Here is a 13,347-nt window from a genome sequence, read left to right as displayed (position 1 = left end):
TTTGATCGGTGTTAAGCCTCTTTGTTCTTCACCATTTACCCACAACTCATCGGCATTCCATCGCATCACACGAATTGCCACGATACTAAATCCAGGCAATAAGGAAGATGCCGATGTTTAAGAAACTCATCCACGCAGTATGCCTGTCGACCGCTCTCACAGTCGCCGCCACCGCAGCCGACACCCAGAAGCTCACGGATCGCATCACTGCCGCACACGCCGTCCTCCATGAGCTGATGGCCACGCCCGATAAGGGCATTCCTTTAGAGATTGCATCGAAAGCAACCTGCGTCGCCGTCGTTCCCGGCTTCAAAAAGGGAGCCTTTCTAGTAGGCGCTCAGTACGGCCAGGGTCTCCTCACCTGCCGCACCGGCCACGGCTGGTCGGCGCCCGTCTTCATCCAGATGACCGGCGCAAGTTTCGGCTTCCAGGCAGGTGGTCAGTCCACCGACCTCGTCCTCATTGCCACCAACCACAACGGCTTCCAGCGTCTGCTCAAGGATAAAGTCAAGCTTGGAGGCGATGTCGCCGCTGCTGCCGGTCCCGTAGGCCGCAACTCCCAGGCTGCCACCTCTGTCCTCGCCAACGCTGAGCTTCTCTCATACTCCCGCAGCAAAGGTCTCTTCGCCGGCGTCGACCTCACTGGAGACGTGGTCAACCAGAACCAGGACGACACCCGCGCTTACTATGGCAAGGACATTCCCTTTGAAACCATCCTCACCGGGGGCGTTCCAACTCCACTCTCCTCCCGTCACTTCGTGAAGACCGTCTCCGAAATGTTCCGCGTTGGCCGCAATCGCTAGTCAATAATCAGACCAGCCAAAAAAGCGCCAACACTCAACGTGTTGGCGCTTTTCTGTTGCCCCGCTCTTCATTCGAAAACACTGGCAGTTTCCTTGCTCTCTGTCATTCCCGTAGGGAACCTGCCTCTGCACGATCCGTGTCGTCCGCACCGGTCTGTGCTAAGCCTTACTTCCTTGCCCGCGTGTGGGCGTTACGCCCGCTCATAATGGAAGTGCAATTCCTGCTCACTGGCAACAGGCTTTCCATCCTTCGTAGCCGGCTGAAATACCCATTGCTGCACCGTAGCCACCACAACCTCGTCCACCCCAAAGCCCAGTCCCTTGGTAGTCGTCAGGCTTGAAACTTTTCCATCCGCATCGATCACGATATCCACGACCACATCCCCAACAGTTCCCCGGGGCAACCGCGATAAATCCGGCTTCGGCGTAGGGAAACTCCGCACCAAGGCAATATTCACGTTTCCACTCCCAAACGCGTCATCCCCTGAAACCCCATTCGGGTGCGCACTCGGCGGCGAGACCACAGCAGCAGCGGCAACCTGGGTCTTAGCCGGCAGCGGAGCCTTATCGAGCGCAGTCTTCGGCGCAACCTTAGTCACCGCAGCCTTCACCGGCATCTGCCCCGAAACAGCACCCTGCCCCGGCAGATATGTCAGCACCATCCGCGACCCATGCGCATCACCCGGCATCAGCATCGGTGCGACCCACATCTTCCGCGTATGCACCAGCGCCGCAAGAATCACTAGGTGAAGCGTCACGGAAAAGGACACCCTCACCCACTTGGAACGGTCGTAAGATCGCATCGGTCGTCTCCTGTGCCCTGCCGCCAGCATACAGCCACACGCCTGCCTTCCTGTAAGACGAATTGACCCACGAACCGGCTGCTCATTCCTTCCCCCTGGCATCTTGGGAAGATCGTTTCCTGTTACTGCACATCACATATGCGAGTCTGCATATCGTGCGGAAGGGTGTTTCGAAGCGTGATCCACCCTCAAACAGCCTCACGAAGTGGTTGGACAGCGAGCTTAAGAAGCTCACGGCTCTCGACAGCCGTAGCATGAAGCATCGTTATGAGTTGCTACTTTTATTGACTAGCTTGGAGACTGATTGTTATGAAAGCTGCCTACTACTCCACAAAAGGCCCTGCCCGCGACGTTCTCATCGTCGGTGAGCAGCCTGATCCTGTCCCGCAAGCTGGCGAAGTCCTGGTACGCATCGCACGTTCGGGCGTAAATCCGTCCGACGTCAAATCACGTTCGGGCAGCTCAAATCCTGCGATGGAGTTCCCTCGCGTCATTCCCCACAGCGATGGCGCTGGCACCATCGAAGCAGTCGGGCAAGGGGTTTCGGCGCAATTGGTCGGACAGCGAGTCTGGACAATTAACGGGCAGTGGAAGCGCCCGTTCGGTACCGCGGCCGAACTGATCGCCCTGCCGGAGAACCAGGTCGCGCCTCTCCCTGAAACCCTTTCGATGGAGACAGGTGCCTCCCTTGGTATTCCTCTCCTGACAGCCTGGTACGCGGTCCACACCTGCGGCGGCCTTCTCGGGAAGACAGTTCTTGTCTACGGGGCGACCGGCGCAGTGGGTAGCTATGCAACGCAACTTGCCGCGCTCTCGGGCGGGAGAGTCATCGGTGTCGCGAGTAGCACAGAACGATGCCAACTCGCCTCCCGGCTCGGAGCCGAGCAGGTCATCAATCGGAGTGAGCAGGATGTGGTCGCTGCGGTGCGTGAGATCACGGACGGCAAAGGCGTGGACGTCATCATTGAAGTGGACGCAGCAGCAAATGCCAGCAACTATGGAGAACTGCTGAAGTTCGGCGGTAATGTCGTCATCTACGGATCGGGTGCCGCCGTGATCGAGCTTCCCTTCAGACCCATGATTGTGAACTCCGCCAATCTGCACTTCTTCATCGTCTATAACCTGCCCATTCTCGTGCGGAAGACCGCCATCGACGTCCTCACCCCTCTATTGCAACGAGGTGCACTGCAACATCCGCTGGTTGAAGTCTTTCCTTTAACGGAGATTGCGAAGGCTCATGAACGCGTCGAGTCCGGCGCGTATGCAAAGATCCTTGTCGACACGTCAAGGTAACGGCTTCGTCGCCGCATGACTGACCAGCTACCCGCCTGCTGACTTTAGGCAGAGTCTATGAAACACACCCTGCTCTCGGCAAGAGACTCGACAACGTGATCCCTGGTGTGCCGATCCTCTATACTGGAAGGCGGGCGACGCATCGAATTCGTTCCTCACATTCATAACCTAACCCACCTGCTTTGAAGACTTTACCTCCAAGTCATTTGTTTGCAATACTTTGCAAATTAGGTACCACGTAAGCAGCCTGCTATCAACAACATAAGCCCACAGGATGGGAGGGGGGTACTTACGACCATGCATAGCTCGACGACTCCCCCAACCATCGGCGTCCTCGCTCTCCAAGGCGCCTTCGATGCTCACGCCAAAGCTCTAACCTCCCTTGGCGCAACCGTCCGCCTCGTTCGCAACCCAGAAGATCTCGCTGATCTCGACGGCCTCATCATGCCTGGCGGCGAATCAACCACCATGCTCAAATTCCTCGAGCGCGGCAGCTTCTTCGACACCCTCGCAACCTTCGTCAAGGAAAAACCGACCTTCGGCACCTGCGCCGGTGCAATCCTCCTCGCCACGCACGTTGAACATCCCGCGCAGCGGTCCCTCTGCGCCCTCGACATCACGGTCGAGCGAAACGCCTACGGTCGCCAGAATGACTCCACCATCCTCGACGTCCAGACCGAGATTCCTGGCGGACCACTCGAAATGGTTTACATCCGTGCTCCAAGAATCACGCGAACCGGCGCCAACGTTGAAACTCTCGCCAACCGCGACGGCTTCGCCACCCTCGTCCGTCAAGGCCATCTGCTCGCTGCCACCTTTCACCCGGAACTCTCCGCCGACACGCGCGTGCATCAACTCTTCCTCGACATGGTCGCCCAACAACCACGATGAACCGAGCCGAAGACCTCGAAGTCCTTCTCCGCTTCCTCGAAGAGCAGCTACTCGATCCAGCAACACGCAGCAACTCCGAAGCCGTTGCCGCGCTTCTTGCCGACGACTTCCGCGAGTTCGGTAGCTCAGGCCGCATCTACACGAAGCAGCAGATCATCGAAGAGCTGGCCGCAGAATCACCGCGGCAGATCAGCCTCACCGACTTCGGCTGTCAGCTCATCACATCCGAGGTTGCGCTGCTCACCTATCGCTCCATAAGAAGCACCGACACAGCTTCAGTCGCCGCGCTACGAAGCTCTCTCTGGATCTTCCGCAACAATCGCTGGCAAATGCTCTTCCACCAAGGCACGCGAATCTGATCGACAGCACTCGTCCATGAATCCGACTACGCCTATCTCCACCGCGAAACCGCAGGCATCCGCCTCCTGCAGCAGAGGGGAATGCAGGCGGCACACCCCGAAAGCAACACCGTTGTTACTACATTGACGTCCGCGATGTAGATCGGCTCTACGTCGAACTCAAACCGAAGCTCGGCACCTTACCGCAAGACGACGTAAAAGGCCCCACCGATCAGCGTTGGCCAGCGCGAAATCACCATCCGCACTCCGGACGGAAATGTCGTCATCTTTGGCCAGGCCAACGCGCCGCCGAGAGCCTAACTCTTCGCGATCTGCTCGTGAGGAACCGTAAAGCTCTTCACAACCACGCCCTCTGTCTCAAAGTGCGTCACCCGATGATCGTTACCGTGACCCATGAATACGGCCTTCTTCAGCAGCATGATCGGCCGCCGTGACTCTTCATCGAAGAACCGTCCCACCGCCTGATCGTAATCAACCACGAGGTTGTAACTGGCCTCACACTTCGGGCAGTTCAGCGGCTCATCCAGCCACCGATGAAACGCACCCTCCGGCAGTTTGCCCACCGGCTCAGTGCCCGAACGAATTGCCGCAATCTTCAGTCTCATCGAACCTGTCCTGAGATCAGCCTAGCATCGTCGCAGTCCCCGGAAGAGAACGCAGTATCCTGATCCTGTGAAGCCCTTCGCCATGCCGCAGCTTGCAAGCCTGCTCACAATCACATGGCCGCTTCCCGCCGACGCCAGCGCACACGGCCCAGCGCTCGACCTGCATCTCTTCCGCAATCTCTGGATCGCTCTCGGCCTCTTCGCCCTCGCTCATCTCCTGCTCCTCATCGGCCTCCTTCGCAGCCGTCGCGGCAATCCATATGGCGACGACCGAAAGCATCTCTGGCAGATTGAGTACCTCCCGCTCACCGCCCTCGCACTCCTCTTCATCTTCCTCACCGTACAAGCTGAGCGCCTCTGGGCCGCCGCTCGCTACACAGGCGCCGATCCCGCAGCGCTCCAGATCGAAGTCACGGGAATGCAGTTCGCCTGGTACTTCCGCTATCCCGGCGTCGACGCGACCTTCGGAGCAATCCAGCCCCAACTCATCTCGGCAGCGGAGGGCAATCCGCTCGGCATCGATCCAGCAGATTCGCATGGCCATGACGACTTCATCACCTCCGAACTCGTCCTCCCAGCCGGTCGCGAGGTCGACCTCCGCCTTCACGCGCAGGATGTCATCCACGGCTTCGCCATCCCCGAGATGCGCCTCAAGCAAAACGCCGTCCCCGGAGAGACCGTCCACATTCACTTCACCCCAGTCACACCCGGAACCTACGCAATCCTCTGCACGCAACTCTGCGGAACCGGCCATTACCGCATGAATGCCAACCTCAGCGTGCTCACCCCTGCAGCCTTCGCCGACTGGCTAGCCACTCACGAGAAGGTCCAGCGATGAACACCATCACGGCTCGCAAGCCTTTCCTGCGCCGCTACATCTTCTCGACCGATCACCACGTGATCGGCCTTCAATACCTGATCCTCGCCCTCGTAGCCGTAGCCATCGGCACCACGATGTCGCTTCTCATGCGCATCCATCTCGTCTGGCCCGACCTGATCCTGCCGGGACACGGCCCAATCCTCCCCGAGGATTACCTTGCCCTCGTCACCCTTCACGGCACCATGATGCTCTTCTTCGTCCTCACCACCGCGCCTCAGTCCGGCTTCGGCAATCTCATCCTGCCTGCCCAGATTGGTTCGCGCACGATGGCCTTCCCGCGCCTCAACGCGACCAGCTTCTGGCTCACAGCAATCGCGCTGCTCACGCTGCTCTCCTCGACCCTTGTTCAAGGTGGAGCAGCGATCTCCGGCTGGACCGCCTATCCGCCACTCTCCGCTGTAGCTTCCGCCGGTCCCGGTCAGGCACTCGGAATGGATCTCTGGCTCGCCAGCATCGTGCTGTTCGCCGTCGCCAGCACCGCCGCCTCCATTAACACGCTCGTCACTATCATCAAGCTCCGCTGCGACGGCATGACGTGGGATCGCCTGCCGCTCACCGTCTGGGGCTGGTTCACCGCAGCCCTTCTCAGCATCCTCGCCTTCTCCGTTCTGCTCGCCGCTCTCGTCATGCTCTTCGCTGATCGCCACGCCGGAACCAGCTTCTTCCTTCCAGCCGGCGACCTCGTCAGCGGAACGCTCCACACTGGCGGCAACGGATCGCCGCTACTCTGGCTTCAACTCTTCTGGTTCTTCGGTCATCCCGAGGTCTACATCGCCATCCTCCCCGGAATGGGCCTGACCTCAATGCTGCTCGCCAACTTCTCCCGGCGCAGGGTCTTCGCCTACCGGACAATGATCCTGACGACATTGCTCATCGGCTTCCTGGGCATTCTCGTCTGGGGCCATCACATGTTCGTCGCCGGCCTCAATCCCTTCGCCGGAACAGCCTTCTCCATCTCGACTATTGCCATCGCTCTACCCGCCGCGGCCAAAGTCCTGAGCTGGCTTGCCACTATCTGGCGCAGTCGCCCGCAACTCACAACACCCATGCTCTTCGCCCTGGGCTTCGTTTCTCTCTTTCTTACCGGTGGCCTCACCGGCCCAATCCTCGCCCAGCCTATTCTCGATCAATATCTGCACAACACTTTCTTCGTCGTAGCCCATTTCCACCTGATCATGGCGATGGCTGGAGTCTTCGGCCTCTTCGCCGGAGCCTACTACTGGTTTCCGCTCCTAAGCGCTTCGTCCAAAAATCCAGCCGGTCGCATCATGTCAGAGTCGCTCGGCCGCTGGCACTTCTGGGGATCTTTTCTTGGAGCCTACGCAACCTTCCTCCCAATGCACATCACCGGCCTCGCTGGCGAACCCCGCCACTACGCCCAACTCACCGGCATTCCCGGTTCTGCTGCCGCACACCTTCTCGCGACCGGCTCTATTCCTTTACAGAAGCACATCACCTACGGTGCGATCTTCTTGGCAAGCGCTCAGATGCTCTTCCTCTGGAACCTGATCCGCAGCACTCGTCGCGGAGAATATGCCCCGGAAAACCCATGGCAGGCCACTACGCTTGAATGGCATCCGGACCTCGCTCCCTTTGCCCCGCCATCCGCATCCAATGAAACAATCGCCGTCCATCATGCTCCATGCACATACGGCGACACTTCTTTCCTCACCCAGTGGTCTCCCGGCGATAAACCGGAGTAATCTGTCCCTACGGCATCTCCCGGAGCCTCCTGCCATGCCCGCAATCATCACCCCGATCGGGACAGAACACGATAAGAAGCGGCGCGTTGACGATCACGACAGCGGCAATGGTGGTCGTCGTCCACCGAACGACAAGAACGACAAGCGCACCGGTGGCGGTGGCGACAACGACGGCTGGAGCAATCGTCCCCAGGGTCGCCGCGGACCTCGTGAGCGCCTGAGCCGTTTTCGCCTCGCAGTCTTCTTCGCCCTCGCCGGCGATCTCATGTTCTTCGTCGCCATCGTCAGCGCGTTCTTCGTCTCGCAGAATACCGGCCACTTCGACGCCTACAACAACTACATTAATCAGTGGCTGCCTACCGCAATTCCTCCCATCCTTTGGCTCAACACTGCCGTCCTCGTCTTAAGCTCCTTCACCATCGAGATCGCCCGCCGGCACATGTTCCGCGAGGTCGACGTGATGGATGAGTGGCTTGGCCTCGGTAAGCCAAGCACTCGGAATGCGATGCCCTGGCTCTCCGCAACCGTCCTGCTTGGCCTCGCCTTCCTGGTCGGGCAGTGGATCGCCTGGAGGCAGCTTGCCCGGCAACACGTCTTTTTCGGTTCCAACCCGAGCAGCCATTTCTTCTTCCTGATCACCGGCGTTCACGGAGTGCACCTCGTCCTCGGCATCGTCGCATTGGTGGGCGCGCTTGTTGGTCTCTACAGCTCCAAGCAGATGGAGAATCGCCAGATCTTCGTAGACTCCGCGGCATGGTATTGGCACTCAATGGGTGTGTTCTGGATCTTCCTCTTCGTCCTTCTCGCCTTCTTTCAATGAGAGCCGTTTGGCGAACTCTATTCCTTGCGACCTTGGTATTCCTGTTCAACCCTTCGCCAGGTCATGGACAGGGCTGTACCCAATGCCGCGATAATACAGCCGCTACCCCTCCCAAGACGCAAGCCGCATACCGGCACGCCATCATCCTCATGGTCGTTACTGCGGGATCTCTCTTCGTCGGCGCAGTCTTACTCATCAGAAAATCTCCATAGCCCGTTCTCACACTTGAAGTGGTAGACAGCACCAAACCGTCCGGGCAACGTCTTGGACCCGAACATCATCCTTCTAGAAAGCGAATAAACAGCGTAAACAGGAGAGCAGATGACCGAGCGAACCGTAGTCCTCGACAAGGAAGTACCCACCGATCAAACCATCGAGCGAGCGACCGCCCGGGCCCGAGAGGCTGAGGCTGAACTAGCCCGCCTGAAAGCCCAGGCCAATGAAACGCCTGCCCCCGATCACAACGAGAAACATGGCACGGCGACGGCGAACGGCAGCGGTGAAGCCGAACTCCGTAAAGACTCGATGATGGTTCATCTTCTTGATTCTCTAGCGGACGGCAAGGACATTGGACACTATGGTCGACTTACCTTCGCTATGGTCGCCCGTCACTTTATGCCGCACGAGGAGGTTCTTGCGTGGCTTACACGGGATGGCGACTTTGGGGAGGACGCGGCCGAAGTCATGCTCCGCCAGGTTGAGGGTCGCGATTACAATCCGCCTAAACGCGACCGCATTCTCGAGTGGCAAGCCCAGCAGGACTTTCCGATCATCCCAAACCCGGATGATCCAGACTGCGGCAACCTCTATCGCAATCTCAAGTTTCCAGATGAGATTTATAACCACATTGAGCACTACCAGGAGCAGAAAGTGGCAGCCGAATAGTCACGACTACCTGCCGCTCAGCGCAAGACGCCTTCCGTGAGGAAGGCGTCTTGTTGAACACAAGCCGAAAGTTCGTTCACCACTGATTTCGATCCCAATATTCGAGGAATTCATCCTGGGTGCAGAAGTACCCATAAGCCAGATTGTGAACCATCTCCGACTTCAATCTGTGGCTGCCGCAGACGTTACATTCTGCACGCAGCGAGTAAGACCGTGAGAAGAGGCGACTCCAGAATCTTGCCAATCTGGAAGGTTGCGCTTGCAACAACGTCGAACCGCTACGAGTGTTGGCAAGGATTTTAACGTCAATCACCGAATGACTGCTAGGTGGCAAATCAGTTGGCGAGGAACAGCCACGTCACATTGATACGCCTGACGAGATGCTAGCAGAATCGACCGCAATTGATTCAAAATTACGCATTACCGTGAAATATCGATAAATCGTTCCAATTCTCGAGAATTTTTTTCTTAGATGTAAAGTAGCGATCGAGGAAATCAGAAGCGCCTGAATGGCAGAAATTTGCCCGACATCGCTATCTTCACGCGGTCGCCCTTCGGATCAGCCTCTCGTTCAATAGACATATTGAAGTCAATGGCGCTCATAATACCGTCGCCAAACTCCTCCTCGATCAGTGCTTTCCAGGTCATCCCGTAGTTCTGTATCAGCTCGTAGAACCGGTAGATCAACGGTTCAGTCGGCGGCATCAGCGCCGCAGCGCCACGCTCCGGAGAGGTCGTCAGCCACTTCGCCTCTTCCGGCGTCAGTGCAAAGATCTCCGCTGCTTTCTTCGCCTCATCTATTGTCAGCACGGACTGACCCAGCAGAGCGGCCGTGTAGATAATCGGGGAGCTATCACCCAACTTCGCCGCAACGCCCTTCCAAGTAAGACCAAGCGCTACCTTCTGGCTCAATATCTTTGCGGACACGTCTTCGCGACTTAGCATTTGGACCTCGTGCACCCACTGTAGCGTGAGAGTACCTGCACGGCCAAGCTCAGTACGGAACGCCGTCGACCCGCGCCGCCTTCATCGCCTTCATATACCAGTCGAACTCATCGAAGAACTTACCTGACTTTTCAGCAAGCTCCTGCGTCAAAGCCACACCGTCCGCGCTCAAAGCAGTCCCGGCCGACGGTACAGGCTGCAACGACGGGATCGAAGTCATCCCTACCTCAGGCAGCAACGCCCGAAGCTGCATCGCCGCGCGTACGCCACCAAACGGACTTGCGGAATAGCAGACGATGGCCGACGGCCGAAAGAAATATTCTTCGAGAAAGTGGTCGATGAGGTTAACGAGCGCTGGCGGAGCGCTGTGGTTGTATTCCGCACTCACGATGCAGTAGCCATCCGTCCGAGCGTACAGTTCAGCCAGCGGCGCGAGTTTGTGAAAGAGGTCCCGGTGGGAGTCAGGCGTTGGCGTACGCTTCCCGTCGATTTCCTTCCACATCTTGTCGAGCAGGGGGAGCTTCAGCGCGAAGGGATCAACCAGCACCACCTCGTGACCGCGAGCCTCCAGTTGACTGATCGCCCACTTGGCGACCCGATCTCCCAAACGCTCACTGCGAACAGAGCCCAGCAGAACAGCAACCACCATCATCATCACCTCTTGGAGTGAGATGCGGTCCTGCGACAATCTCCTGCCCCGAGACTACCGCTTCTTTGGTGCAGCCTTCTTCGCCGGTGCAGCCTTTTTCGCCACAGCCTTCTTCGCTACAACCTTGGCAGCGACCTTCTTTGCCGGAACGGCCTTGACCGGTACCGCTTTCTTCGCAGCGACGACATGCTTGCTGGGAGCCTGCTTTGAAGGGGACTTCGACGCCACCTTCTTTACTGGAGGGACTGGCTTGGCGCTGTGCTTCGCAGGAACCGCAACGACCTTCGATGCCGACGCTTTTGCCGGAGGAGTAGCCACAACCTTCACCGGTGCGGTCTTGGCCGCAACAGCCTTTGCAGCGGTTTTAGGAGCGACAACTGGAGCGGGCGCCGCCTCAACGGGTGCCGCTACACTCTTCGCCGGGGCGACTGCCTTCGGCGGAGCAGCCTTTACTGCAGGAGGAACGATCTCTTTATCTTCATCGTTCGCCTCCGTATCGTCAGCCTCGACATCGTCCTCGTCGATACCGTCGTCATCATCCTCACCGGAAAGATTCCGCACCACCTCCGGATCATCGTCATCGTCGCTATCGGCGGCAGCCTTCTTGCGACCCTTTGCAGCCTTTGCGTCTTTCTTGGCAGTGCGGGGGCGGCGGAGATGCACCGGCGGCGGGGGGGCAGGTGGCGAGTAGCTTTCGAGATAGGCCTTCATCTCCTCCACCGTACCCAGCTTGCCGTCCATTAATTCGAAGAACAGCTTCTCTACAAGTTCCTCATAGACCGGCAGATCAGGAACAATGCGCATCTCCTGCATCAGGGTGTACGGAATCTTGGTACGCGCCAAAGGCCATTCTGTGTAGAAGCTCTTCAGCTTGGCCTGGATAGCGCCACTCTTTGAGGAGTAAGCCACCCACAGAACCGACTCAGGCTTTGCAGCAACGAGCAACTTCCATGCCTGCGAAGGTGAAGCTGCACCTTTGCCAAGAAGTTGTGTAGCAAATTCCTTGGCCTCGTTCTCAAGCGATTCGATCTCGGTCACAAATCCCGGACGTACGAAGCTGTGCTTGAGATCCGCAATCTCCTTCGGCGACAACTTAGCCGTTACAAGAGGAAAGTTAGCTGCAGCCGCCTCGGGATGGATGCCTCGGACCTGAAGTTGCGTCTGGATATCGCGCAGTTTATCCAACTCAACTGCATTTGCCTTGGCAACCGTGAGCGCTGGAAACAGGTGCTTCATCCAGCCCTCTTCCTCCAGCTTACGAAGAATGCGCAAAGGATCTTCTTCGTGGAAGATCTCCTCCGTCTCATAACCCCGTGGAAAATCGCTGAGGGCAGAGATATAGCCCTCTTCTTTACCGGCGTCGTAGCGAGCCTGTGTCTTTTCGTCCATCATCCAGCCGAGGCGCGCTGCGAACCGTGTTGCACGAATCATCCGGATAGGATCTTCAATGAAGCCGTAGTTGCTAACGAGCCGTAGCTGACGATTCTCAATGTCCGCAACGCCATTCAGCGGGTCCATCAGAAGACCATATGAACCATCGTTCAGCGAAAGCGCCATAGCGTTCGCAGTGAAATCCCTGCGGCGCAGGTCTTCCAGGATCGTCGAAGCTTCATAAACGGGTTTTCCTGGCTTCGGGTATGTCACCGCGAGCGTACTACCGAGCTCGATGCGGACGCCGCCAGCAAAGCGCACAAATAAAGACTGGCCCGAGGTCGCCTCACCCGTAACCAGACCACCGGCTAACTCGATCTGCTTCCTCAACTTAAGGGCATTACCCTGAACCGCAACATCCAGATCCCGAACAGGAGAACCACTAGTCAGGTCGCGGACTGCGCCACCTACCAGAAACACCGTAAGTCCCTGTGAGCGCGCAATCTCACGCACTACTTTGATTGCTGCCTGCTGGGCTGAGGACAGACGGTTTTCGAGCAGATAAATGTAATCGGCCATACGTGCATTCACTCCAGACCGGGACCTTCCCGGGTTCACCTAAACGCTTGCAAGTCAACAATTTACAAAGATCTTAGACACGAAACGCAAAATGTAAGCGTAACATAGTAGCCAGCTTCTTTCCACTTTTTGACGCCTTTTAACGATGCGCCTGGAGAATACCTCGATCGAACCGACAACGATCTAACGCTGTCCTTACAAATCATCTATGTCCATCGCACAGAAAAAAGTAATCGTGCGCCGCTTTGCCGGCGACGTTCTGCCGGGCTACTTGCCGGTTGGAGCCTTTGTGCGCACCGAGGGCTCGCTTGTTCAGGTCGACCTGCTCAACCTCAGCGGCCGGATCGTTCCGCTGTCTCTCCATGACATTAAGATGATCAGCTATGTTCGCGACTTCAACCTGACGGATACGATCAACCCTGAGCGCCTCCTCCGTCGCACCTTCCTCGCCCGTCCCCGTACAGAGGGTCTTTGGCTGCGTGTCGTCTTTCGCACCGGCGACCTGCTCGAAGGGCTCGCTGCCTCAGACCTGACTCTGCTGTCCACGACGATCGAAGACGCAGGACTCTATCTCACCCCACCCGACACCCGCTCGAACACCCAGCGCATCTTCGTTCCACGGTCTGCCATGACAGACCTGCAACTTCTCGCGGTCATTACGACTCCATCACGCAAAAAGCCAACACCCTCCGTCGAAGAACCAACCCTGCAGGAGACCCTCTTCGCTACACTCCCCGGAAACTCCCGCCCCAACTAGAATC

General features: G+C 57.8%; 14 protein-coding genes. 9 read left to right on the top strand and 5 right to left on the bottom strand.

The genetic code is table 11. The annotated features are described in order from the left end of the window. Nucleotides 1–113: 113 nt before the first annotated feature. A complete protein-coding gene (locus OHL20_RS16730; RefSeq protein ID WP_263384317.1) occupies nt 114–803 on the top strand; it encodes a lipid-binding SYLF domain-containing protein in 690 nt (229 codons plus the stop codon). 191 nt (nt 804–994) lie between these two features. Here OHL20_RS16730 and OHL20_RS16725 read toward each other — a convergent pair whose 3' ends face one another. Further along, nucleotides 995–1,606 (bottom strand): energy transducer TonB, encoded by a 612-nt coding sequence (locus OHL20_RS16725; protein ID WP_263384316.1) that lies wholly within the window; start codon nt 1,604–1,606, stop codon nt 995–997. Nucleotides 1,607–1,915: 309 nt separating this feature from the next. Here OHL20_RS16725 and OHL20_RS16720 point away from each other — a divergent pair, with 309 nt between their 5' ends. From OHL20_RS16720 to OHL20_RS16710, 3 genes are all read left to right on the top strand, one after another. Next, nucleotides 1,916–2,899 carry an NADPH:quinone reductase gene (locus OHL20_RS16720; RefSeq protein ID WP_263384315.1) on the top strand — a complete coding sequence of 328 codons (984 nt, stop codon included), beginning with the start codon at nt 1,916–1,918 and terminating at the stop codon, nt 2,897–2,899. Nucleotides 2,900–3,196: 297 nt separating this feature from the next. Continuing rightward, the gene (gene pdxT, locus OHL20_RS16715; RefSeq protein ID WP_263384314.1) at nt 3,197–3,790 is read left to right on the top strand and encodes a pyridoxal 5'-phosphate synthase glutaminase subunit PdxT; all 594 of its coding nucleotides are present in this window, start codon (nt 3,197–3,199) and stop codon (nt 3,788–3,790) included. Further along, nucleotides 3,787–4,149 carry a nuclear transport factor 2 family protein gene (locus OHL20_RS16710; protein ID WP_263384313.1) on the top strand — a complete coding sequence of 121 codons (363 nt, stop codon included), beginning with the start codon at nt 3,787–3,789 and terminating at the stop codon, nt 4,147–4,149. The genes pdxT and OHL20_RS16710 overlap by 4 nt, the downstream gene beginning before the upstream one ends. A gap of 296 nt (nt 4,150–4,445) precedes the next feature. Here the strand turns inward: OHL20_RS16710 and OHL20_RS16705 are convergent, their stop codons facing one another. After that, nucleotides 4,446–4,754 carry a hypothetical protein gene (locus tag OHL20_RS16705; protein ID WP_263384312.1) on the bottom strand — a complete coding sequence of 103 codons (309 nt, stop codon included), beginning with the start codon at nt 4,752–4,754 and terminating at the stop codon, nt 4,446–4,448. An 82-nt stretch (nt 4,755–4,836) separates the two neighbouring features. Here OHL20_RS16705 and OHL20_RS16700 point away from each other — a divergent pair, with 82 nt between their 5' ends. From OHL20_RS16700 to OHL20_RS16685, 4 genes are all read left to right on the top strand, one after another. Next, entirely contained in the window at nt 4,837–5,592 is a 756-nt protein-coding gene (locus tag OHL20_RS16700) for a cupredoxin domain-containing protein (protein WP_263384311.1), read from the top strand. Beyond that, complete coding sequence (locus tag OHL20_RS16695; protein ID WP_263384310.1) at nt 5,589–7,337, top strand: cytochrome c oxidase subunit I; 1,749 nt, start codon at nt 5,589–5,591, stop codon at nt 7,335–7,337. Before OHL20_RS16700 ends, OHL20_RS16695 begins: the two co-directional genes overlap by 4 nt. A 34-nt stretch (nt 7,338–7,371) precedes the next feature. Continuing rightward, complete coding sequence (locus OHL20_RS16690) at nt 7,372–8,157, top strand: cytochrome c oxidase subunit 3 (protein WP_263384309.1); 786 nt, start codon at nt 7,372–7,374, stop codon at nt 8,155–8,157. 321 nt (nt 8,158–8,478) lie between these two features. After that, nucleotides 8,479–9,042: a hypothetical protein gene (locus OHL20_RS16685; protein ID WP_263384308.1), complete on the top strand. Its 564-nt coding sequence runs from the start codon at nt 8,479–8,481 to the stop codon at nt 9,040–9,042. Nucleotides 9,043–9,537: 495 nt separating this feature from the next. Here OHL20_RS16685 and cynS read toward each other — a convergent pair whose 3' ends face one another. Genes cynS through OHL20_RS16670 form a run of 3 tightly spaced genes read right to left on the bottom strand, consistent with a single transcriptional unit; the run spans nt 9,538 to nt 12,586 of the window. Then, a complete protein-coding gene (gene cynS / locus OHL20_RS16680; protein WP_263384307.1) occupies nt 9,538–9,987 on the bottom strand; it encodes a cyanase in 450 nt (149 codons plus the stop codon). A 49-nt stretch (nt 9,988–10,036) separates the two neighbouring features. Continuing rightward, complete coding sequence (locus tag OHL20_RS16675; RefSeq protein WP_263384306.1) at nt 10,037–10,675, bottom strand: NADPH-dependent FMN reductase; 639 nt, start codon at nt 10,673–10,675, stop codon at nt 10,037–10,039. Between the two features lie 15 nt (nt 10,676–10,690). Next, on the bottom strand, nt 10,691–12,586 hold the full coding sequence (locus OHL20_RS16670; protein WP_263384305.1) for a tRNA nucleotidyltransferase/poly(A) polymerase family protein: 1,896 nt from the start codon (nt 12,584–12,586) through the stop codon (nt 10,691–10,693). Between the two features lie 208 nt (nt 12,587–12,794). Here OHL20_RS16670 and OHL20_RS16665 point away from each other — a divergent pair, with 208 nt between their 5' ends. Beyond that, nucleotides 12,795–13,343 carry a DUF6982 domain-containing protein gene (locus OHL20_RS16665; protein ID WP_263384304.1) on the top strand — a complete coding sequence of 183 codons (549 nt, stop codon included), beginning with the start codon at nt 12,795–12,797 and terminating at the stop codon, nt 13,341–13,343. Nucleotides 13,344–13,347: the final 4 nt, after the last annotated feature.

Origin of the sequence: Granulicella arctica (assembly GCF_025685605.1) — a bacterium.
Taxonomy (GTDB): domain Bacteria; phylum Acidobacteriota; class Terriglobia; order Terriglobales; family Acidobacteriaceae; genus Edaphobacter; species Edaphobacter arcticus.
The sequence above is the reverse complement of the archived record's forward strand: the minus strand, read 5'-3'. Positions and strand labels throughout refer to the sequence as shown.